The 22,636-nt window shown below is 60.7% G+C and carries 20 protein-coding genes and 1 pseudogene; 8 read left to right on the plus strand and 13 right to left on the minus strand.

Annotation, left to right across the window (positions count from 1 at the left end; all coding sequences use genetic code 11):
* Positions 1-4: 4 nt before the first annotated feature.
* The 11 genes and pseudogenes from ONB52_11255 to ONB52_11305 all read right to left on the minus strand — a co-directional run bounded on the left by ONB52_11255 (position 5) and on the right by ONB52_11305 (position 8,620).
* Positions 5-304 carry an NAD(P) transhydrogenase subunit alpha gene (locus tag ONB52_11255; protein ID MDZ7416715.1) on the minus strand — a complete coding sequence of 100 codons (300 nt, stop codon included), beginning with the start codon at positions 302-304 and terminating at the stop codon, positions 5-7.
* Positions 301-1,464 carry a Re/Si-specific NAD(P)(+) transhydrogenase subunit alpha gene (locus ONB52_11260; protein MDZ7416716.1) on the minus strand — a complete coding sequence of 388 codons (1,164 nt, stop codon included), beginning with the start codon at positions 1,462-1,464 and terminating at the stop codon, positions 301-303. The genes ONB52_11255 and ONB52_11260 overlap by 4 nt, the downstream gene beginning before the upstream one ends.
* Positions 1,465-1,985: 521 nt before the next feature.
* Complete coding sequence (locus tag ONB52_11265) at positions 1,986-2,768, minus strand: dienelactone hydrolase family protein (protein MDZ7416717.1); 783 nt, start codon at positions 2,766-2,768, stop codon at positions 1,986-1,988.
* Positions 2,769-2,809: 41 nt separating this feature from the next.
* Entirely contained in the window at positions 2,810-3,178 is a 369-nt protein-coding gene (locus ONB52_11270) for a hypothetical protein (protein ID MDZ7416718.1), read from the minus strand.
* 464 nt (positions 3,179-3,642) lie between these two features.
* Positions 3,643-4,128, minus strand: a complete 486-nt coding sequence (locus ONB52_11275; GenBank protein ID MDZ7416719.1) for an acyl-CoA thioesterase — start codon at positions 4,126-4,128, stop codon at positions 3,643-3,645.
* 25 nt (positions 4,129-4,153) lie between these two features.
* Positions 4,154-4,507: an NINE protein gene (locus ONB52_11280; protein ID MDZ7416720.1), complete on the minus strand. Its 354-nt coding sequence runs from the start codon at positions 4,505-4,507 to the stop codon at positions 4,154-4,156.
* Between the two features lie 16 nt (positions 4,508-4,523).
* On the minus strand, positions 4,524-4,775 hold the full coding sequence (locus ONB52_11285) for a hypothetical protein (GenBank protein ID MDZ7416721.1): 252 nt from the start codon (positions 4,773-4,775) through the stop codon (positions 4,524-4,526).
* Positions 4,772-4,960: pseudogene (locus tag ONB52_11290) on the minus strand (DUF2752 domain-containing protein). The gene ONB52_11285 and the pseudogene ONB52_11290 overlap by 4 nt, the downstream one beginning before the upstream one ends.
* Before the next feature lie 277 nt (positions 4,961-5,237).
* Positions 5,238-7,115: a M14 family zinc carboxypeptidase gene (locus tag ONB52_11295; GenBank protein ID MDZ7416722.1), complete on the minus strand. Its 1,878-nt coding sequence runs from the start codon at positions 7,113-7,115 to the stop codon at positions 5,238-5,240.
* Positions 7,116-7,190: 75 nt separating this feature from the next.
* Positions 7,191-8,306 (minus strand): HEAT repeat domain-containing protein, encoded by a 1,116-nt coding sequence (locus ONB52_11300; GenBank protein ID MDZ7416723.1) that lies wholly within the window; start codon positions 8,304-8,306, stop codon positions 7,191-7,193.
* A complete protein-coding gene (locus ONB52_11305) occupies positions 8,276-8,620 on the minus strand; it encodes a hypothetical protein (protein MDZ7416724.1) in 345 nt (114 codons plus the stop codon). The genes ONB52_11300 and ONB52_11305 overlap by 31 nt, the downstream gene beginning before the upstream one ends.
* 24 nt (positions 8,621-8,644) lie before the next feature.
* On the opposite strand from ONB52_11305, the gene ONB52_11310 reads away from it, so the two are divergent.
* The 4 genes from ONB52_11310 (at position 8,645) to ONB52_11325 (ending at position 13,309) form a co-directional block, all read left to right on the plus strand.
* Positions 8,645-8,791, plus strand: a complete 147-nt coding sequence (locus tag ONB52_11310) for a hypothetical protein (GenBank protein ID MDZ7416725.1) — start codon at positions 8,645-8,647, stop codon at positions 8,789-8,791.
* 51 nt (positions 8,792-8,842) lie between these two features.
* Positions 8,843-9,979, plus strand: coding sequence for a multiheme c-type cytochrome (locus ONB52_11315; GenBank protein MDZ7416726.1), 1,137 nt, complete (start codon positions 8,843-8,845; stop codon positions 9,977-9,979).
* Positions 9,980-10,567: 588 nt separating this feature from the next.
* On the plus strand, positions 10,568-10,837 hold the full coding sequence (locus ONB52_11320) for a hypothetical protein (protein MDZ7416727.1): 270 nt from the start codon (positions 10,568-10,570) through the stop codon (positions 10,835-10,837).
* Positions 10,838-10,855: 18 nt separating this feature from the next.
* Positions 10,856-13,309 carry an RNA-binding transcriptional accessory protein gene (locus ONB52_11325; protein MDZ7416728.1) on the plus strand — a complete coding sequence of 818 codons (2,454 nt, stop codon included), beginning with the start codon at positions 10,856-10,858 and terminating at the stop codon, positions 13,307-13,309.
* A gap of 236 nt (positions 13,310-13,545) precedes the next feature.
* Here the strand turns inward: ONB52_11325 and ftsZ are convergent, their stop codons facing one another.
* The gene (gene ftsZ, locus ONB52_11330) at positions 13,546-15,645 is read right to left on the minus strand and encodes a cell division protein FtsZ (GenBank protein MDZ7416729.1); all 2,100 of its coding nucleotides are present in this window, start codon (positions 15,643-15,645) and stop codon (positions 13,546-13,548) included.
* Positions 15,646-15,828: 183 nt separating this feature from the next.
* Between ftsZ and ONB52_11335 the strand changes: the two genes are divergently transcribed.
* The 4 genes from ONB52_11335 to ONB52_11350 all read left to right on the plus strand — a co-directional run bounded on the left by ONB52_11335 (position 15,829) and on the right by ONB52_11350 (position 19,546).
* The gene (locus ONB52_11335) at positions 15,829-16,818 is read left to right on the plus strand and encodes a hypothetical protein (GenBank protein MDZ7416730.1); all 990 of its coding nucleotides are present in this window, start codon (positions 15,829-15,831) and stop codon (positions 16,816-16,818) included.
* A 186-nt stretch (positions 16,819-17,004) separates the two neighbouring features.
* A complete protein-coding gene (locus tag ONB52_11340) occupies positions 17,005-18,021 on the plus strand; it encodes a hypothetical protein (protein MDZ7416731.1) in 1,017 nt (338 codons plus the stop codon).
* 213 nt (positions 18,022-18,234) lie between these two features.
* Positions 18,235-19,122 (plus strand): BsuPI-related putative proteinase inhibitor, encoded by an 888-nt coding sequence (locus tag ONB52_11345; GenBank protein MDZ7416732.1) that lies wholly within the window; start codon positions 18,235-18,237, stop codon positions 19,120-19,122.
* Positions 19,123-19,312: 190 nt separating this feature from the next.
* Positions 19,313-19,546 (plus strand): hypothetical protein, encoded by a 234-nt coding sequence (locus tag ONB52_11350; protein ID MDZ7416733.1) that lies wholly within the window; start codon positions 19,313-19,315, stop codon positions 19,544-19,546.
* A gap of 228 nt (positions 19,547-19,774) precedes the next feature.
* Here ONB52_11350 and ONB52_11355 read toward each other — a convergent pair whose 3' ends face one another.
* Positions 19,775-22,210, minus strand: a complete 2,436-nt coding sequence (locus tag ONB52_11355; GenBank protein ID MDZ7416734.1) for a hypothetical protein — start codon at positions 22,208-22,210, stop codon at positions 19,775-19,777.
* Between the last annotated feature and the right edge of the window lie 426 nt (positions 22,211-22,636).

Below are 22,636 nucleotides of genomic sequence, written 5' to 3' on the forward strand. Positions count from 1 at the left end.
CACCTTAGTCTGCGCGCTGCTTTTTGTCTTTTTTGAACATCTTCAGCATGCGGTCGGTCACGAGAAAACCGCCGACGACATTGATGGTCGCCATGATCACGGCCAACATCCCCAGAAAGACGCTCATTCCGCCGTGGCCTTCGCCGGCCGCGATCAACGAGCCCACCAGCGTGATGCCGGAAATGGCATTGGAGCCCGACATCAGCGGCGTGTGCAGCAGCGGCGGCACTTTGCTGATCACTTCCACTCCCACAAACGTGGCGAGCACGAAAACATAGATTGAGACAATCAGAGTTTCACTCATCGCGCGTTTCCTCCGCTGGTCACCACCTGTTTCACCTGTTCGTTGACGATGGCACCCTGGTGGGTGAGACAGGCGCCCCGGGTAATCTCATCCTGGAAATTGAACGTGCCATCGGCTGTTGGATAAAGATGCAGGAAGAGGTTGGTGATGTTCTTGGCATACATCTGACTGGCATGCACCGGCAGCGTGGCGGCGAGATTGACGGTGCCGAAAATGGTCACCCCCTCATGCACCACCGTTTCCCGCGGCCGGGTGAGCGTGCAATTGCCGCCCTGGGCGGCGGCGAGATCAACGATCACACTGCCCGGGCGCATGAGCCGGACCATTTCGTCCGTGATCAGCAACGGCGCCCGCTTGCCGAACACCTGCGCCGTGGTAATAACCGCATCGACTTTGGGCAGCCGGGCCGCAATCGCTTCGCGTTCCCGGCGCAAAAACTCCTCCGATTGCTCCCTGGCATAGCCGCCCGCGGTTTCGACATCCTCGGATATTTCCATTTCAACAAAATGGGCGCCCAAGCTCATGACCTGTTCCTTCACTGCCGGCCGCGGATCGAAGGCTTCGACTTTGGCACCCAGGCGCCGCGCCGTGGCAATTGCCTGCAGACCCGCCACCCCCGCCCCCAGGATCAAAACCGTTGCCGGCGGGATGGTGCCCGCTGCCGTCATCAACAACGGAAAGAATTTGCCGAGCTGGTTGGCCGCAATCAGCACGGCCTTGTAGCCCGCCACCGTGGCCATCGAGCTCAGCGCATCCATGCTCTGGGCCCGGGTGATGCGCGGGATATATTCCATCGCAAAACTCGTGACTCCGCGCGCGGCGAGCAACGCAATGGTCTGCGGATGGTTGAGAGGGTCCAAAAATGCGATCACCACCGCCCCCGGGGTCATCAGTTCAACCTCATGCCGGCCGGCCAGTGGATTCGGTTGCGGCGGCTGCACCTTGAGAATCACCTGGCTGTTGCGGTACAATTCCTCCGCGCCCGCCATCAGCGTCGCGCCGGCAGCCTGGTACTGCTCATCCGAAAACGAGGCGGCAACACCGGCACCGCTTTCGACAAGCACCTCATGTTGCCTCTTCTTCAAGGTTCCGATCAGGGCGGGGATCAGCGCCACGCGGGTCTCGCCATCATGAATTTCTTTGGGAATTCCGATCTTCAAATCACGATCCTCCTTGCTGGCATCTGACAAAGCCGGGCTGGCTGCAGCGGCAGAGAGCAGCGTGCGGCGGCGGCACAACGGCTTTGCGGTTCACATGGACTCGGGATTTATCACAACATGTGTTATCTGCGAGCGTCGGGAGGTGCCGACCGGAGCACGGGTGCCCCGGTGTTTGACCCGTGGCTGGCATTGATGGGGAGCTGGCGATTGTGTGTCTCAAGCTGTTTCATCCTCTCCGCTCATGCGGCCTGCAGTTCCAGACCTGCACCCTGACAAACAGCCCCCGCCGCGCGCGGTTGCAGGCAATCAACCGCTGCGGGGCAAATAATCAATTGGGGAAATGCCGTTGAAAAGACCCCTCGCACGGGCGTGAACTTACGGGAGGCGGGAGGAGTTGCGCGCAATTTCCATGAGGTCTTTCCGACAAAAGCAACAAACCCGCCCGGGGCAGGCGGGTGTTTCTGCGGGCCGGCACACGGGATAGCGCAGGCCGGCAGGCCAAGGTTGTCAAGCAGGGGCGCTTACTTTTTCAAATGATCGGCCAGGAAGGCGAGGGTTTTTTCCCATGCATCCGCCGCGTCTTTTTCGCGGTAATTGCTCTTGTTGTTCTCATTCATGAATGCGTGGCCTGCTTGGGGATAGACATGTATGCTCACGTCCCTGCCGAGCCGGTGGCATTCTTTCTCGAAAGCACGCACAGTTTTGACGGGAATACCCTTGTCTATGCCGCCGAAAATACCGAGCACGGGCGCATTGATCCGCGCGATCAGTTCTTCATCGGTAATCAACCGGCCATAGAAGACCACGCAGGCGGCAAGGTCGGGAATGCGGGCTGCGGCTTGGAGGGAATAGCTGCCACCCATGCACCAGCCCAGGGTGGCAATGCGGGTTCGTTCAACATCCGGGCGGGTGGATAGATAGTCGAAGGCGGCCTGCAGGTCACGCAGGGCGCGATCTTCAGGCAGGCCACGGCTCAGTTCGTGCGCCGTCTCCGCATTTTCTGCGACCGCGCCGCGGTAGAGGTCTATCGCCAGCGTCAGATAACCCTGCTGCGATAGTTTTCTGGCATTGGCCTCCACCCACTCATTCAGCCCCCACCATTCGTGAATGACAATCACTGCGGGAAAGGGTCCCTGGCCTTCCGGCAGGGACAGCACCGCCTGCACGGTGTCCGCCCCGCTCTTGTACGAGACGCGTTGCCTCTCGACCGCCGTGTTGGCGCGGTGGTAAACCAGCGCCGCCGAGGTCAGCGTGACGAGCGTCGCCAGCGCAACACCAGAAGCTCTCATCTCTCCCTCATGCACCGTAAGGAATTCATGAACAGGTCCCGGGGGATGACGTGGAGCTATTCCACCACTTTCTTGAAAGCCAGGATGCGCGCCTGCTTCTGTTCGCTGGGGCGTCCACGGTCAGGCTGCGCTGCCCTCGCCTCCGGTTGGATTTCCTCGGCTGTGACGGCAGTCGGCGGCGGTGTGACTTTTTCAAGGCGCACGGGCGTGCCACCCATGGTGAATTCAGCTCCCCGTATCTGATCGTCGTCAATCGTCCAGGTGACGACTTTCATGGGCAATGCCAGGATGAACAGCTTCACCTGCCACCAGTTGCGTTTGCTGTCAGGATTGATGTCTTCCACCCGTGCAAAGAATGCCGGCTTGTGATCGATGTGCACCAGCACCAAATCCTGGGGAACGATGGCGACAGGCTTGCGGGACATCCAGCTCTCCATAAATTCCTTTTAACAGCGGCAAAGATAACTACAAACCGCGCGAATGTCAAAGAAAATTTCCACAGTGGGGTTGTGACGGGTCGCGGGGGAAACAAATGTTCCATCAAACCCTGAACTCAGTCCGAATATTTTCGAAAGCTCGCGGTCAACATCTGGGGAAGTTGGGAGCGTCCCAGCGCAGAGCCACAAAGGCTGCCGCTTGGGGAGAGTTAAGGATGGGAGCAGTTGTGCCGGGGTTGGGGAGAGAGGGCAAAGGTTGGGCGCTGGAATGAAAATGATCCACCCTCGCCTGAACACGGGCTCGCCAAGCCTGGCATGCCGGATGAAGACGCCGTGGCTTACGCTGCAACTGCAGTCGCCGGCAGAAATCTTTTTTAAAATTGCCGGCCCCAAGGCAACCGGTCATAGTGGATGCAACGGCCAGGTCGCGGCGGAACATTTTCTGCAAAAACTCACGATACGGGCGACGCCCTCAGGTCAGCGCGATAAGGCGCCAGCGCCGTCAGCAGTTCCTCCGGCAAGCCGATCGGGTGAAAACTCCGGCGGTTGACGGCCACCACGATTTCATAACCTTCCGCGGTGATGGCGCCACCGACTTTGTGGACGCAGAATTCGAAGCGCAGAGAAGTGCGGCCAACCCGCCCGGCCCAGATTTCGACTTCAAGCAAGTCGTCAAGCAGGGCCGGGCGGTGAAAATCGAAGTGGAGTTGCACGCGCGGTAGCCAGAAATCAAAGCGGTCAAACAGGATGGCATAGGGCAGGCCGATCGCCCGAAAGAACTCGGTCTCGGCAATCTCGAAAAAGCGGACATAGGCGCCATAACAGATGATGCCAGCCTGATCGATGTCGCCCCAGCGCACGAACTCCCGGACGCGAAAGCGCTCCGTATGATGCGGCGCCGCGACAGCGGGCTGGGGAGAGTTGGCGCTTTGATTCATGGTGGCGGAAGGAGTGCCGGGCGCCTCAATGGGATGCCTTGATCAAAGCATCGAGCTGGCGCGCGATCTGTGGATTATGAGTGAAGCTCAAGCTTTTGAAATTCACCAGATCAACGATGGTGCCGAGGAAACACAGCCCGGCGGTGAACAAATACAGCAAGCTCATGCCGATATGCCCGAGAATGAAGCGCTGGACACCGGTAATGCCCATAAATCCGAGCAAGGTGGTGAGCAAAATGAGCTGGGGATCCTTGCGGCGGGCGCGATACATGGCGGCAAATTGCCGGGCCGGATTTTCTTCCCAATCCTTCAACAGGCCCTGCACATACACCATTTCCTCACCATCAAGCTTGGGCAGCAACTGCATGACACTGGCCATCTTCCTCCTCCGGTTCTTATACTTGTTTGGGGATGAAGGCAGGTTTCGGAGCGCCAAGCTTCAGATCAAGCACAAAAAATCCTTCCGCGAAAGCGAACTCCCACGGAAAAAGCATTTCGCGGGGGTGTTTTCGAGGGAGAAAAAAACTGACTGCGTCGGCAAACAGGCGAACTTTACACTCGTTGAGGGTTGCAATTTGAATTTCAGAGCGCCAAGCTCGAGCCCGGCACGCCAACTCAAAAAACAACCCTGAACGGGTATCACTCATGAGTTGGCGCGCCATCGTGAGAACCGAAAAAAATCGCGCAGCACACGCCACACGCGGCCGAGCAGGATCACCACCGCCGCCGGGCCGAGCGGATGAACCGCCAGCGCGCTGCGCCAATCACCATGCAGGAAGAGAGCCATCGCCTGCCCCAGGCCGCATCCCGGGCAGGCGGTGATTCCCAAATGATGAAAAAGGCAGAAACTGGGCCATTGTCATTTGGGTCGAGGCTGGCGAGGGCAAGTGATCCTCCCAGCCAAACCACGGCTTCCCGGGAGGAATGCTGCACCGCGTCGAAACAACGCATGCGGGGCACCACCAGGCCGTGCCGGTTCACAGCCAAAACCGATCGAAGTAATTGCCAGGTACGTTTGCCCACCCGTGGCGGAAAAAATGCAGCCCAGAGAACCGGTCTGCAACGCAAGCTCGAAATCTGCGCCATGGCATTCTCAGAGGAAGCCGGCATCAGTGCAGCAGCAAGAGCTTCTTGACCTGCACGAATGTGCCGGCCTGCAGGCGGTAAAAATAGATGCCGGGGGACAGCCGCCGGCCGGTTTGATCACGGCCATCCCAGCGCACCAGATGGCGACCGGCCGAACGTGCGCCACTCGCCAGCAGTTTCACCTGCTGGCCGAGAATATTGTAGACCGCCAGTTGCATGTTGCCCCCAAAACCGGCGGGCAGGGCAAACGCAATCGCGGTCTCCTGCCGCACGGGGTTGGGATCGTTTTGCTCCAACAGAAAAGTTGCCGGCAGATCCGGTACGGCGTGAACAATGCCGGTGGCGCGGCCGACATGGAAGCTGAAATACTCTCCGGCACTGGCGGCGCGCGGGGCATGGCCAACGCGGCCGCTGTCATCCGCGGCGGAAAGGTAGTAATAGACCGTCAGGTCACTGCCCACCGCCGGCAGGAAGGCATGATACTCGTTGTCATTGCCGGTCGGAGTCAATGGCAGGCTTGTAAAGGGTGGTACGCCGGTAGTGTTGTAATGCACCTGAAACGAGTTTTCCGCGAGTGCCACGGGATGGGTGAGCACGATCGGGGGCAGCACGCGCGCGATGATCTCGAAGGGTCCCGGACCCGTGGCCGGGTCAGGCAGGGGGGTGTGCTCGATCACCGGCTCTTCCCCTGCGGCATAGGTGATGAAAAGATTGGGGCCGCGATTTTCCCGAATGAGCTGTTCAATCTCGCTTGTGTCCGGGTGAAACTGGGTGCCCACCTCCGGAGTGAAGGCTAAAATTTTGGTTTTGAGGGACTGCTCGCCATAGAGCCAGTCATCCGAGTCGCCATTCACAAAATAGCCGACGGTTTCGATGCCGAGACCGGGCAAATAGGAATTGTAGGCGACCAGGCTGTCCGCGAGTGCGACAAAGGTGCTGTGATCCGGCGTTTTCACCGCGGTATAGCCCCAGGGATAAATCATGAAGCGGCCATAGGAGTGATAGGAGAAGGAGAGACGAAATCGGCGCGTCAGCACGAAGTCCCGAATGGCGGCGGTCTCCGGCTCGGAAAAGGGGGCGGTGCCGCGATAGGTGTTGCTGCGGGGATTGGGGCTCGAGCCGATGTTGTCGTAACCCCAGTTGTAACCGTAATTGCGGTTCAAATCGATGCCAAAGCTGCCGTCGTCATTGCGGCGGCGGTTCTTGCGCCACCAGAGATCTTCATGGAACACGTATTCCAAACCGTCGGGGTTGACGATCGGGATCAGCCAGATTTGGCGGTTGTTCACCAGGTAGGTGAGGTAGGGATCACGGCCGTAGCCTGAGAGCAGCAGGTTGAGGTAATCGAGCACGATGGCGGGGGTGATGATTTCGCGGGCGTGATGCAGCCCCATGATCAACACTTCCGGCTCGTCTTCGTCGCGTTGGACGTTGTCGGAGATTTTCACCGCCCACAGGTCGCGGTCGGCGAGGTTTTGTGTTTTCTCCCAACTGTCGCCGATGTCGAGCACCTGCACCAGGTCGGGGTGGCTGGCCTGCACGAGCTGTAATTCGACCAGGGTGCGCTCGTAGTCGAAAAAATGCTCGAGGTAGCCGGTGGCGCGCAGGGCCCGGGCATGGGCTTCGAGATCGACAATTTTGACTTCATAAGCGATGCCGAGGCGCGCGAGCTCCACCAGTTCCGTGGGGGTGGCAATCAGCTCGCAGGTGCCGCGGGCGGGATCGACTTCTGCCACATCATAACCGCCGGCCAGCACTTGTTGCAGCTTCGCGGGCGGCAGGGTGTGCAGATTCAGGCGCACCAATTGCCGTGGTGGCCCGGAAAATTGCTGGGCAATCAACTCCGCGGCATGGCCCCACAGCAGCAGGGCGGTCAGGCTGGGGAGGAGGAAATGTTGCATGCCGAAGTCCCTGGCAAAATGAAAAGCGGGGGGCATGTGCGGAAATTTGTTTGCATCTCGGCGGCAGGAGGCTTATTATTGGCGCACGCTGCGCGACGGGGTTGCCTTGCCGCCCGCCGTCGAACTTTTGATTCTTTCGATGGCCGCGCGCGCCGCTTCGCGCACCAGTTCATTGGCATCGTCCTTGGCTTTGTAGAGCGCAGGCAGGCCGCGCGGGTCTTTGAGCTGGCCCAGGGCTTCCACGGCTTGCAAGCGCAGCCTCCAGTTGTCGTCACGGCTGGCTGCAACGATAAAGGGCAGGGCCTGTTCCTCGCCGGTCAAACCGAGTGTGCTGATGGCCAGGCCGCGGGTGAAAGGGTCTTCAATATTGGCATGTTGCAGGGCAAGCTCACGACCCTCGGCGTTGCCACGGCGTGCCAGCACCATGCCGGCAAGCAGGCGCGTAGACAGCGACTTGGATGGCTCCGTGAGCATCTGTCGAAGCTGCGGCATGATTTGATGCCACAGGCCGCGGTTGACGCCACCAATCTCCGCCAGCGACAGGGCCGCCTGGGCGCGCACCTCCGGGACTTCACGATTGTCAGCCAGCCGGCCGAGCAGCGCCTCCACCACTTCTTCCCGGGGGAAGGCTGTCAACGCACGTGCCGCAACCGCGCGCACTATCTCCTCACCGTCGTGCAGTTTTCTCAACAGCGGGGGCAGGGCTGCACCGTCTGCCAGTTGCGCCAGAACTTTGATGCCGGCCTGCTGCACGCCGGGGGCGGGATCGTGCTCGATGAGTTCCACCAGAAATTCCGTATCGACCATGGCATTGAGCTCGCCGAGCAATCCCACCATTTGCGCGCGCATGTAATCATCGCGCTCAGCGCGAATTTCGCCGGGCAGAACTTCACACATCGCCTCCGGCATGGCCAGCATGCTGGCGCGCATGGCGGGTGCGCGCGGGTTACCGGTGCGGGAGTAGCAGCGCCACAACAGCAGCGTGGCGCGCGGATCATCGGGGTTGCGCGACAGAAAACCCTCCAGCAGCGTGATGGCACGGCCGAGCGGGTCGGCGAATTCCGCGGCAATGGACGGATCAAAGTGGCGTGCTTGGCGGTAAAGTTGACTGGCTTCCTCGTAAGGGTCGTCAGAGCAAGCTGCCAGTGCGAGCAGGAGCATCAGAAGGAGACAGCGCCGAAGAAAATCCATGGCAAAATGCTTTCTTCAATCGTTCGCAATGGTCGATACTTGGCCTGCGGAAGCGGGGTCGGGTACTTTCGGCCGGTTTTTTGTGACGACGGGACATGCGCATGAGTGCAGCAGCAAAGGTTTGCATGATGAGCTGCGCCTCGGCGTTCGTCTGCTTGCAGCTCAACCTCACAGACGCGACCGAATATAGAAGAAGAGCCGCCAAGAAGCAAGCGGGAAATCCCCTGCAGGCGCTGATTGAAAAATTTTAAATTGTTTTGCGTTTTGTCAACCGCCCGCGGCAGCCGCAGGCACGGGCGGGCGCATTCACTCATCCGGTTTACCAACTCGAGGTTGTCATGAAAAAAGCGACGGCTTTCCGTTTTCTGCTGGCCGGTTTGGCCTGGCTGGCCTTGCCGGCTGCCGAAGCGCAGGAAGCTGAAATTCTGACGTTGCATCTCGCCTACACCAGCAACACCATCGGCTATGTGGATCCCTGTGGGTGAAGCGGCAGCAGGCGTGGCGGTCTGGCCAAGCGAATCACATTACTGGACAGTTTGCGTGCCAAACATCGCGATTTGATCGTGATCGATGGCGGCAACTTCGGGGAAGCGGTGAGCGGACCTTCCGCCTGGAAGGCCGGCGAACAGCTCAAGCTGCTCAAGCAACTCGGCTATGATGCCGTCTGTCTGGGACAGAACGATCTCACCGCCGGATTGCCGGAGGCGGCCAAACAGGCGCAGGCGCAAGACTTGTTGTTCAGCAGCATCGTGCCCGGCAAGACCGGGATGACGCTGCCACCAGTGAAGATCATCACACGGCCGGGTTACAAACTCGGTGTGCTCAGCCTGGTATCGACGGGCTTCAACCGCGCAGCCAGCGACAGCCCTCCGGCATACAATGTCGAGGCCTTTCTCAATGAGCAGCTCAAGACCCTGGCCGCCCAAAAGGTCGACTTCACGGCCGTGGTCTTTCTCGGCCCGGAAGAGGAAGTATTGGCGATCGGCAGAAAACATCCGGAGGTCGATGTCTGGCTGTTGACCCAGGGCCGGCATCAGCCGATCCGGCTCATCGAGAATTTGGGGGATGCGCTGGTGGTGAGCGGCGGTGATCGCGGCCGCGAAGTGGGTTTCATCAAGGTGGAGAAGCGGAAGAACGGCGAACGCAGCGCGGCGAGCTTTCAACAACTCATCTTGAATGACCGCATCGCGGATTCGCCGAAGGCCGCGCCCCTGCTGGAACGCTATCGTGCCGCAGGTCAGGCTGCGCAGCAAGCCCCCGCCCCCGCCAAACCGACCCCGCCGGGTGGAGGAGGCGCGGCTTCTCTAAACCCTTTCGTGGGCAGCCAGGCCTGTCAGGAATGCCATGAGGATATTTTTGGCAGATGGCGGGAATCAGCCCATGCCCGCGCGTTTGCCACGCTCGTTGCCAAAAACGAGCAGCACAACACGCGCTGCCTGAGCTGCCACACTGTGGGGTATCGCGAAGAATCGGGGTATTCCGCCACGGCCGCCACCGCGCATCTCGCTGATGTCGGCTGCGAGTCGTGCCACGGCCGTGGCGGTTTTCATGTGCGCACACGCGGCCGTGCGGTCAATTTCGCCGCCCCCACGCCGGCAACCTGTGTGCGCTGCCACACGGCAGAGATGTCGCCGCGCTTCGTCTACGCCGAGTACGTTCAGCGGGTTCATTGATGCCCGTGCGCTTTGCCGGTGACCTCCTGCTGGCCACGGAGAGGGCGGTGCCAGCTTGGCCGGCCACTTCTTCACCAGGCACAGCGCGGTTGCTGCAGCCGCGCGCGGTACCTCTTAGAATGAAGATGAGCTTTCGTAGTCGTGCCTTCAGGCACCGACCCTGAAGGGTCTACGACAAAAGCATTTTCGTAATAATTTGCCATGCCGCATGGGCACTCATCGGGATGGAAATGTCGCGCAGACCTCTTGTCTGCCTGCAGGCTGGCGACCTGGGCTGCGGCGTTCTTGCGGCATGCGATGACAAGGCAAATGCTGGTCTGGAGAAACGCTCTTGGGCAAAACCCCGCGGTCAACGTCTTGCCATGCATTACCCACATCAACCCACTTAGAGCCTCTTTTGAGCCCTTTTTAAAAGAGCGCAAAACCGCGAGGGAGGCGTGACGGAACGTTGCCACATGAAAACCGCCGGCAATCTGCCATAGCGGAGCCGGGGCCGACTGCAATCCTGGATCCGGAAGAACCATGCTCCCTCCCGGAGTCAGGCGCGGCTGGTGCAACCGGCACGCATTGGCGTCCAGGGTTGACCTCTTGAAGCAATTCACCGCCCGGGCGGCTTTTCGAATGCAACAGATTCGCGCGAACCGGCAAATTTGCATTTCCTGCAGCAAGGTGTTGCCAATCATCTTCCCTCTTGTATTTTTCGCCGCTGCTACTAAATTCCAGCTCCATCATCTTTTGGCAAACTGGCTGCAATGGGTTGCACGCGGCGCTGCCGGTGCCGGGCTTCTGCTGCCGCGAGGCGATGGCCGCTTCGCGCGCAGGCAGCGGAAGACGCGCACCCCGCAATTCCCACTGTAACATTTTCGAGGTTTGGCCGTGACTGAGCAGGATTTTTTTCGCATCATCGCCGAAGAGCAGCATATTCGTGCCGAACAAGTGCAGGCCACGGTGGCCCTGCTCGACGATGAAAACACCGTTCCCTTTATCGCCCGCTACCGCAAGGAGGTGACCGGGGGACTGGACGAAACCAAAATCATCGCCATCCAGGATCGCATGCGTTACCTGCGCCTGCTGGAAGAGCGCAAACAGACCGTACTCAAATCAATCGGGGAGCAGGGCAAGCTCACCGACGAACTGGCCGCCAGGATCTCGGCCGCCCTGAAACTGCAGGAAGTCGAAGACCTGTATCTGCCCTACAAACCCAAGAAGCGCACGCGCGCCACCGTTGCCAGGGAAAAAGGCCTGGAACCGCTGGCGCAGCGCATGTGGCAGCAGCAGGATACCAGCGGTGACCCCGGGCAAATCGCACTGGCCTTCGTCAGCGAGGAAAAGGGCGTCAACAGTGCGCAGGAGGCACTGGCGGGCGCCTGTGACATTATTGCAGAATGGGTGAGCGACGATGCCGATGTGCGCCAGCTCACCCGCGAGCTCACCTGGGAGCACGGCAGCCTGCACGCGGAAGCGCGCGATCCTGAAAACCTCGATGTCTATGAAATGTACAAGGACTATCGCGATCCGCTCAAAAAAGTCGTGCCGCACCGCACGCTCGCCATCAACCGCGGCGAGCGCGAAGGCTTTTTGAAGGTGGTGATCGAGGCGCCGGTGCCGCAAATCCTGGCGGATCTGGAAAAACGTTTTCTCACCAACCCGGCCTGCATCTTCACCGACTACAATCGCGCGGCCATCAAGGACTCTTATGAACGACTGGTGGCGCCCGCCATCGAGCGTGAGCTGCGCAACCGTCTCTCCGAAGTCGCGGATGAACACGCCATCAACATCTTCGCCACCAACCTGCGCAACCTGCTGATGCAGCCGCCCACCCACGGCCACATCATCATGGGCATCGACCCGGGTTATCGCACCGGCTGCAAGGTCGCCGTCATCGACCAGACAGGCAAATACCTGGACGGGGACACGATTTATCCCCATGAGCCGCAGAAACGCTGGGATTATTCCAAACAGCAACTCCTGGGAATGGTGCGCAAGTATCAGGTGAGCCTGATTGCCATCGGCAACGGCACCGCCAGCCGCGAGACGGAACAACTGGTGGCAGAGGTGATCAAGGAGGCCGCCGCCGGTGACCCCCCCCTCGACGTGCGCTACACCATCGTGAGTGAAGCCGGCGCCTCGGTGTATTCCGCCTCCGAACTGGCGCGACAGGAGCTGCCGGATCTCGAGGCGGCGCAACGCGGCAATGTTTCCATTGCGCGGCGCCTGCTCGATCCGCTCTCCGAGCTGGTCAAAATCGATCCCAAATCCATCGGCGTGGGCTTGTATCAACACGATGTCAACCAGACGCGGCTGGCGGAATCGCTCGACCGTGTGGTGGAGTCATGTGTGAATGCCGTGGGCGTGGATTTGAACACGGCCTCGGCCGCGCTGCTGCGTTACGTCGCCGGCATCACCCGCAGCGTCGCGGAGAATCTCGTTGCCTACCGCAATGAGAAAGGGCGTTTCACCTCCCGCAAACAACTGCTCGAGGTCAAGGGCCTGGGGCCCAAGGCTTTCACGCAATGCGCCGGCTTCCTGCGCATTCCCAATGCCGACACGTTTTTTGACTCCACCGCCGTCCATCCCGAGTCTTATGAAGCAGCCGAGCGCTTTTTGACGATTTTGGAGCTTACGCCCGAGATGGTTCGCACGCAGCGTCAGCTTTTCAATGAGAAAATCAAGGCGCTGCGCCGGCCGCTCGCCGAAATCGCCGCGGAATGCCAGATCGGCCTGCCCACGCTGCAGGACATTATTGCCGCAATGGAAAAACCCGATCGCGATCCGCGCGACGAGGCCCCCAAACCCATCTTCCGCCAGGATGTTTTAAAAATGGAGGATCTCAAGGAGGGCATGATTCTCAAAGGCACGGTGCGCAATGTGGTGGACTTCGGTGCCTTCGTCGACATCGGCGTGAAGCAGGACGGCCTGGTGCATCTCTCCGCCATGTCGCACAAGTACATCAAAAGCCCGCTGGAGGTGGTGGCGGTGGGCGATGTGATCGATGTGCGCGTGCTGCGGGTTGATCTGGAAAGGGGCCGCATTGGTCTGAGCATGCTGCTCGACGGCGACCGGCGGCCACCGGAGCGGCACAAACCGCAGGCGAAAGCCGGCGGCGGGCACAAACCGCATGAGCGCGGCACCGGCAAACTGCAGCGTGATCGCCGGCACGGCCGGCCGGAGAAACCGGCGCAAGTCGAGGGCAAGGATAACCAGGCCGAAAGCAAGAGGCCGCAGCGGCCGGAGCACAAAGCGCGTCCGTCCCGGGCCAGCGCCCGTGAGGAGGAAAACTTCGCCGCTTCCTTGCAGCAGCTCGTGAACAAATATTCGAATCGCTCGTGAGCCGTTGTTTGGGCCTGCCGGCATTTTTTGATGGCATGCAAGCAAAATGCCCCTGATCACGCTCTCGCGATCAGGGGCATTTTTTATTGCCGGAGGCGTACGCTTCTGAAAGTATTTCCGCTCCGGTGGAAGTGTGCCTGACCCTGTGCGGGAGGGCCATGCGGCGCTCTGGCATGCCGGAGCCCGGCCTGTTGCCGCAAACATCCCATTGGCAGAGCAGCGGCTCGGGTTGGCACTCAGTTCTTCTTGTGCACCGCAAAGCGGCCTTTGAGATAGGCCATCACTTCTTCATCGGCTTGCACGCGGCGGCCGGGAAGCTGCGGTGCGGGGGCGGAATTCGCCGGTTTGGGCTGGGCATTGGCCTGGTTTTGTGGCGAAGGTCGCACCGGGGGTGGGGCTACCGGGCCGCCCGGCAGGGGCGCATTATTTTGTGAAGTGCGCGACTGCCGGTATTCGTCTGCCAGACGTTGCAGCCGCTCTTGTTGCTGCCGGGCCTCCTGCAGCGCGGGCGGATCATCGTGCATCATGCCGGCCAGCACCGGTGCCACACGCGTGAACACGGCCACCACTTCCGGCGTGACTTTGAACAAACCGCGCAACACCCGCTCGGCAATTTCCTCCAGGGTGCCGGCATACGCTGCGATCGCCGGAAAATCCAATGCTTGCGCGGTTTCATTGATCGAGCTCATCGCCATGCGAATGCTTTGCCAGGTCTCCTCATCGTTGGCGTTTGCACGCAGGAACACAACGGCTTCCTGCAGTGCCTGCAAGTGAACGTGGTTCTTTTCCTTGAAAGCTTTCAACTTCGAGGGGGGTGCGAGTGGCCGCCGGGCGGATGCAGAAGTCGGCGTTGGAGCGGCCGCGGGTTGTGCCGGTTCTATCGGCCTTGAAGGCGGCACGAACTCCCATTGGCTTTTCGCTTCCCGGGTTGCTTCGGGTGACGCGGCAGACGGTGCGGCAGGCGCTGCTTTTTCCGGCTCCGGCACCAGCGCGGCAGGTGACGCCGGCGAAGGCGGGGTGATTTCGACCGGTGTGGGTGCGGTTGCAACCGGCGGTGGTGTCACCGGCGCAGCCGCGGCCACGGGCCTGGCGGCTGGGCGCGGCGGCGGCGTTTTTTGCGCGCGTGCGGCATGTTTTTTCGCCGGCCGTGAAGATTCAGACGCCGGGGTTTCGACCACCGGCGTGGCTGAATTCACCGGTGGCAAGGCGGCAGGGGCTGGCGTTTCCACGCTGGCCGGCGTCTCGGCAGCAGGGCGCGGTTGGGCTGTGGCCGTGCCGGATGCTTCTTTGACCAAACGCAGTCGCCGATCGGCACCGAAGTGCACGTTCCTGCCCTCCTGGAAATTGGTGACGATCACCAGGGCGCGAATGGTGTTGCCCATTTCCGGATCGATGCGCGCGCCCCATATGATTTTGGCGGAGGGATCGAGTTTCTCGGCGACGATCTTCATGATCGTGCGCGTGTCCTTGAGCGTCATCTCCGCGCCGCCGGTGATGTTGATCAGCGCATTGCGTGCACCGGCAATGTCCACGTCGAGCAGCGGGTTTTGCAGCGCCATCTCGATCGCGCGTTGCGCACGCTCGGGGCCGTCACTTTCACCCAGCCCGATCATGGCCGGGCCGCCGTTTTGCATGATCGTGCGAATGTCGGCAAAATCCAGATTCACCATGCCCTTCAGCGTCACCAGTTCGATGATGCCGCGCACCGCGTTGACCAGGATTTCATCGGCCACTTTGAAGGCCTGGCCGATGGGAAGATCCGGCACGAGATCATACAGCTTGTCGTTCTGAATGATGATGATGGTATCGGCATTGGTGCGCAGCTTCTCCAGACCGAGGCGGGCGTTCTCCCAGCGCATCACGCCTTCTTCCCAAAACGGCAGTGTCACGACGGCGATGGTGAGGGCGCCGAGCCGCCTGGCGGTTTCTGCGACGATGGGTGCCGAGCCGGTGCCGGTGCCGCCGCCCAAGCCGCAGGTGACGAAGACCATGTCCGAGCCCTGCAGGGCTTCTTCGATTTCCTTCTTGCTTTCGCGTGCGGATTCTTCCCCGATCTGGGGATTGCTGCCGCCGCCCAGCCCTTTGGTCAACACCCGGCCGATCAAAATCTTGTCATGCGCTTTGGCGCTCAACAGATCCTGGGCATCGGTGTTGATCGCAAGCGTTTCCACACCCTGCACCCCCACTTCCATCAAACGGGTCACCGTGTTGTTGCCGCCACCACCGCAGCCAACCACGCGGATGCGGGTCTGGTGCGATTGCAGGAGGGCTTCGAGCTCTTGGTCTTTGTCCACTGGCATAGCCGTGATGTTTTTGTCAGCTACTTGCAGTTTCACGTATTCCTCGATCAGACTGATAAGCCGCTCGCACAATGGGATCGAACCCTTGCTTTAATAGCTGCATATACCCACCTTTCAAGTGGTTGCGGACGCCACCCGCCGGCACGCAAGCCGGCTGGAATAAACCTTGCAAAAGCAATGATGCCAGGAACGGACGGCCGTCTTACTTCGAGAGCAACCATGCCCAAAATCAAATGCACTCGCCTCATCTTTCTGGCTGTGGCCTTGAGTGCCAATGCCCTGCTGGCACAAAATGAGAAACTGCGCGGCCAAAAGGTGGAACTGGATTCGCTGGTGCAACGCCTGTTTGAAGTGCAGGCCAGGCAGAAAGTTATGTCCCGCCAGGCCGACAGTCTGGCGCGCGTCATCAGCAAGCTCAAGCAGCGCCCCCTCTCGCCTTTTGAAACACGCACCCTGGAGACGGCGCTGGCACGCTCACAAATCATGGCAGACTCGCTGCAGGCCTTGCAACGTCGCGAACAGGGCTTGGATCGCATGCTGCGGCAAAAAGCTGAACTCCTGCTCAAAAATCTGCACGATGAGCTGGTGCGGCTGGTTGAAAGCGGCAAGGAAGCAAAAAAGTCCGGCAACCGCACGCTGCAGGAGCATGTTGCCCGCGAAATCCGAACCTGCCGGCAATGGCAGGCATTCTGTCAACAGATACTGGCAGAGCCGCCACCCGCCATCGTCATCTATGAAGTTCGCGCCGAACCCGGTGATGATGAAATCACCCTCAAGCGCAAAGCCGATTTTCTGCGCGATCAGGCTGACCGGTTGGAGCGGGATGCCAGACGTTTGGAGCAAAAACTCAGCGAGATTCGCGCCGAGGAGGAGATGCGTCAACGCATGAATGAATTTGCGGCCGACATCGCCCTGCTTGAACCCCTGAATGAGGGCTTGCGCAGCACCTCCGGCATCAACCGGGAGGGAACCGGGCCGGTTGGCGTTGACCATCCGGGCCGGGCGGGCGAGCTTCTTCTGCAGTCGCTGTCCCCCGGCACCGTCGCCGCCTTCAGCTTGCCGGCAAACATCGCCGAGCTCTCCAGTCAGGACTTGCAGCGGTGGCAGGAGCGCCTGCACCGCCTGTTGCAGCAGCGCAGATGGCAGGCCGACAGCTTGAAGAAACGCGCCGACGAAGTGGAAAAACTCGGCCGTGTCCGCGCCCGCTGAGGCCGGCGGCGACCGGCGGACATGACAGGCAAATCAGCCGCGGCAGTTTGCATCCTTCATCAATCTCAAACCCGAACACAGCGAGTGAATCCCCCAAACAGAGCCCGCGGCGGTTGGAACCAGCAATCTCGGCTGTTTCACCCGCTCCCACTTTTGCGCCGTTGTCTTTTGTCTCTTGCCGGTTGTTTGATCCTGCCCCTTTCCGTCCTTGCCCAAAAGCCCTGGCAGCTTGCCTATCGTCTGCAGGCCGGCTTCGAACATGACAGCAACATCTATGAAGCGAGCGCCACGGCAAATGCCGCGACGGTGGGGCGTGCGCTGTTGCATGGCAGGGCGGAGCGCGTGAGCGAAAACTTCAGACTGGCGCTCGATCACTCCGGCGCGCTGCTGCTCTATCATGATCACCACGACGAGCACAAGCTGCTCAATGATTTCAAGGCCGGCATGAGCGTGCGGACGGCAGACTGGCTGCGTTTCAACGCCCGGGGCGAAATCATGCTCAAAAATTATCTCCATGCCGCCTCCGATTACGCCACCGCCGCCGGCACCCTGAGCGCCGCCCTGACGCTGAGCGACCGGCTGGCATGGGAAGCCGGCGCAGAAACCGGCCAGCTCGACCATGCCGCCTCGGATTCGCTGTTCGATTACACTTTCACCGGCGCGTTTCTCACACTGCGCCAGCGCCTCACGCAGCGAACAACAATTGAACTCTCCGCGCACACGCGCACGTTTGCCTATTTGCGCCCGGCTTACCTCCACGTCGGCACAGCCGGGGTTCAGCGCAGCCGCCGTCTGCAAAACGATGATTACAAGGCCCTGCGCCTCACTTTCACCATCAGCCGGAAGTGGTTGTTGCGCGCCAGCCTGGAGGCCCAATTCAACCCTTCCAACAGCCTGGGGTATGACTACGACCGCCTGCGTTTGCATCTGCTCGCTGCCTGGAGTCCGGCTGGACGATGGCTGCTGCGCGCCTCCGCACTCGTGCAAAGAAAAAGTTATGGCGACCCCATGCCGCCCATCGTGCCGCCGGAATTCGATGCCGAGCGCGAACAAAGCAACAACCTCATTTTCGATCTCTCGCGTGATCTCTCCGCTGAGCTGGCACTGCTCGTCCGCCTGGCCCATCATGACAATGAATCGCCAGTGCGCGGCGTGTTTTATCGCAAAACGGTTCTGTTTGCCGGTTTTGAGCTGCGTTTTTGATGCCCTCAAAATTCCGGCGCCGGCCTCAACTTTCTGAGAGTCGTCGCCCCAGTTTCCCGCCCGCCTCACCCTAATTCCCTGATTCTTCGCACTGCAACCCTGCAGTTTGCCGATGGCATCGCAGTTGCAATCGGTCACCCGTGCACATGCAGTGCGACGGCGACTGCAGATTTCGTCACACTCGATCCAACAACTCCGCAAGGCAAAATCATTATGAGCAACCGCATCACTCAATTTACGCTGCTGCTGGCGGCGCTGGCGCTGTTGAGCTGCAAGCGCGCCAACCTGTTCGAGGCCAATGACAATCAGAATGCCGAGGCGGTGCCGCGGGCTGAGGGCGAGGCCACCATTGCGCTGCACCTCACCGGTGGCTTTGCCGGCGTCCAGCAGCAGCTCTTCATTTATGCCAACGGTCATATCCGCCATGTCGATGTGCAAAACGGGCAGAGCGAAATCACCGGCCGGCTCGACCCTGAACAATACGGTGAGCTGATTGCCCTCTTTCTGCAGTCCGATTTTCTCCATCTCGGCGATCGATACCTGCAGAACGATGCCGCCGATGCGTTCGTTTACGAGATTTTGTTCAACTATGCCGGCCACCGCAAACGCATCGTCACCGACAATCTGGCGGCGCCGGCCGGTTTACAGGCGATCATCGCCCGGCTGTCGGAATTGCTGCGCGAGCTCGCCGCCAACGCGCTGACGCTCGAGCTGGCGATGGACCGCACTGAGTTGCGGCATGGCGAAAGCGTGAGGCTCACGCTGACTGCCTCCAATCAAACATCTCACCCCCTGCGTCTGCAGACCGGCGGTCAGAAATACGACTTCTTTGCCTATCCGGTGGCGGCGCTCAATCCCGTGTCGCCGTCGTGGCCGCAGCGCGCCGCGCCGGTGTGGAATTGGGCTGCAGACAAGGCCTTCATCGCCCTCGTGGAGGAAGTTGTGCTGGCGCCCGGTGAGAAGTTGCAGTACCGCACGGTTTGGGAAGGCAGGGCCAACTCCGGTGCGTTGTTGGAGGGAACCTATTATGTGGGCGCCCGTCTGACCGCCCTGCCCGGCGGCACCACCGCGCTGCATGAGTTGAAGATTGTAAAACACTGAGCGGGATGGTTCCGTCAGGAAGGCTGGTCATGAAAAGATCGCAGTGATCTTTGCAATCATTGTTCTGCCGCTGGCGTGCAAGCACACCACAGCGTTGTTGCAGGCACAGACATGGCAAAACCACGGCTTGCAAGCACACCCCGGCGCACGGGGCTCACACTGGTGCAGAATCACGACCGGAGGCATGCGAATGACAGAAGCCCTGCGGCGTGACGCCGGGAGGCTGCCGGTGGCGAGGGATCCCCGCCGTTTCGAGCATCCTTTTGTCTGGTTGACGGAGCGGGATGAGCACAAGCCGGATCATCTTGCCGTCAGGCTTGCGCCGCACTGCAGCCTTTCTGTGAAAATCACGCTCGCTGCCGGCAGTTCTCTCACGGATGATGTGCTGTCATTTTGCCGCGCGCGGGCGAAAGCAGCACAGTAATGCAATCGGCGCAGCAAGCTGCCGCGCGCTCAAGCTTGCGCCGGCCGGGTCGGCAGATTCCCGCCGGTGGCATTGTGGCAGAGGACGCCCGCCCGTCGGTTGTTTGAACCCGGCGTGTGCCTCACGCAAAAAGCCACTTGTTCCCAACAGCCGAACAAGTGGCTTTTTGCATCAGACCTCCGCCTGTGAGAATTCGCCCGCGTGGCAAACGCAGCGCAATCGGCGGTGTTATTTGACCACCACCAGCCGCTTGCTGTCGGTGAATCCGCCGGCCTGGAGACGATATTGATAGGTTCCGGTGGGCACCAGCACGCCGGCATCACTTCTGCCGTCCCAGACTACGCGGTGCATTCCGGGCGCCTGCCGGCCGCCAAACAAGCGGCGCACCACCTGCCCCTGCAGATTGAAAATCGTCACCTCCACCGGCACGGCTTCGTTGCCGGAATCCGGACGGCCGGGCAAATCATAGCGAATGATCGTGCCCTGTTTCAGGCTGTGCTGCGGCACAGGATTGGGGTAGTTTTGATAAAGCCGGAATTGGCGCGGCGCTGCCGCGGTTTTGCTTGCATCGAGAGCGAAACTGACTTGTGCACCCTGCAAATCGTCCGTGAGATGTGAGACGGCAAAAGTGTTGTTGTCGATCACGGCACCGTTGCAGCGAAACAGCACGTCGAGAAGGGCAACGGGTGCAGTGGCTGCCAGCGGGGTGACGTGAAAACCGCCGATCACGACCATGCCCGGCAAATACTGGCGGCCGTCGAGCCCGGTCCACTCGGCAGTGGCGGCGCTGCGTTCCACGCCCAACAACTGCAGCTCGCGCGCGGGATATTGCAGCAACAAACCGAAGGCTGCGAGTGGTTGCGCCGCGGTCAACTCCAGGCGCAAGCGCAGTTGTCCCTCAGCGGCCGGCGCCTGCGTCAGGCGCAGGAACGGCGCGCCGGCTGATTTTCCGAGGGCGCCGCGGCCAAAACACTCGGTGGGCGGCAACGCCTGCAGGCTGCGGTTGAAGATCGCGAGTGCGTCGCGCGCCGTGATGGTATTGTCGCAATTCACATCGGCCGCGATCAATTCACACTGAAATTCCGGCAGATCGCAACTGGCCGGCAGAATGCCGCCGTTCAAATAGGTTTCAAAGGCGCAAAAGGCATCACCGGCAGTGAGCCGTTTGTTGCTGTTCACGTCGCCGTCATGCTCACAGGGCGCACCGATAAAATAGCTGCAACAAACGTTGAGGCCGGCCAGATCGTCGGTCAAATCCGTGATTTTGAGTGCGCTGGAATCATCGGCACTGGCGGTGACTGCAAAGCGCAGCGCAAGCAGGGCGCCTTCGCTGTTGGCCGGGACAGCGGTCGTGCCAAAGCCGGCGCAAATCAGCGTACCGGGCTGCAACGGGCGCGCGGTCGCCGCCACAAAGGCGGCAGCCAGGTTGCCGGGACGGGCATCCACGAATTTGAGATGCGCGGGATTATAGTGCAGGCGGTGGCCAAACGCCGCAATCGGCGTCACATTCTGCTTCACGCGTACCTCTAGCAGCAGAGTGTCACCGTGTTGCTCGGTCAGCAGGTTGCCGGGCACGCCGCCGCCGGGCGCAAGATAGAGCGCAGGCCCGTTGCAATCCAGCAGGTCACAGCCGATGCAGACAATGCTGTTGCGACAGCCGCTCGCACCGGCAACATCCTGAGCGAGCGCATCGAAGGTGAGATGGCTGCTGTCGCCGATGGCACAGGCCGCCGTGAAGTACAGGCGGAACAGCACGCCATCGCGCTGCGCAGGAATCGCGACGTTGTTGCTGCCGCTGCACGCCAGGATGCCCTCCCCGGCGGGTTTGCATTCAGCAGCAAAGAAACCGCTCAACAGCTCGCCGCGCTCGGCACGCACGAAAGTGAGCCGCGCCGCCGGATAATTGACATTGAAGGCAAAAGCATCCACCGGCCGGGTGAAACCCTGCAGCCGGACGTCGACCGTCACCATCTCATCCGGCCTGGTGTGAATGGTCGCATGGAGCGCCGCTCCGGGGGCCGCAAACCCGAGCGCCGGCCCCTCACACCCGCCCGGCTGTGGACTGCGCGTGATCAAATATGCGCAGCAGCCCGCCATGCCCTCCAGATCATCCACGAGATTGCTCACCGTGATGAACGAGGTATCCGCAGTCGCCGACGAGGGGCCGTTCGCCACAAAACACAGCGTGACCAGCACGCCCGAGCTGTTGGCGGGAATGCCCACGCCGTTGAATCCGGAACACGACAGCACGCCGGGCTGCGTTTGGTTGCAGTCGGAAGCCATGAAGGATTGCACCAACGGCCCGCGTTGCGTGCTTTGCAACGTCAGGCGGGTGGGATCGAATTGCACGGTGTAGCCATAAGCATTCACCATCAGCGGGTTCTGCTCCAGGCGAATATCGACACAAACGGTTTCGCCGGGTTTGGCGATGATTGGCTCACCGCGCTGTCCGCCCTGCGGCACGGGAAAGACAGCCTCCTCCGGACAGGCTTGCGGATTACAGCCGTTCAGAATTGCAGCGGGGACCGTGGCACCGGCGAGAGTCGCTTGCGGCGCACGCGTGAAGGCGGGCAGGGTGGAGAGCACAATGGCAGTCAGTGCGAGGCAGATGCGTAAGCGCGCAATCGCGAGGGCGGAATGAGGGCGCAACAGAGACAGTTGCATCGGCTTCTCCCTTTACTGTTGGACTTTTGTCGCCCTGGCCAATCCTGGCAGGATTGATCTTCCTGGTGGCTCAAGAGCCAGTCACAAAAATGTTTCAGGCTGAAAATAATGTCTCGGGCTGGAACGAGTAGCGCGGCTGTAACTCCTGGAAAAATCAGCCTGGCAGCCTGTAAGGTGCAAATGCCAGACCCAACTCACAGATCATAATTCGCCGCAACGAGTGTGCGGGAGTAAGCCGGGTGGGTGTCCGGGAAGGTTCTCCCCCGGCCGAGCCGAGGGTCTAAAACTTCGAGGGTCACGGAGCCGCCAATATTTTTTATATCCCGGCCAACGCCATTGCAGGAGCGCATTCACCCCGGGGCCGTGCCTTCGGACACCAGCGCTCCCACCCGCCCGTTAAAATGCAAAAGCCTGTTCGCGAGGGAG

The organism is candidate division KSB1 bacterium, from assembly GCA_034506255.1.
GTDB lineage: Bacteria > Zhuqueibacterota > Zhuqueibacteria > Zhuqueibacterales > Zhuqueibacteraceae > Coneutiohabitans > Coneutiohabitans thermophilus.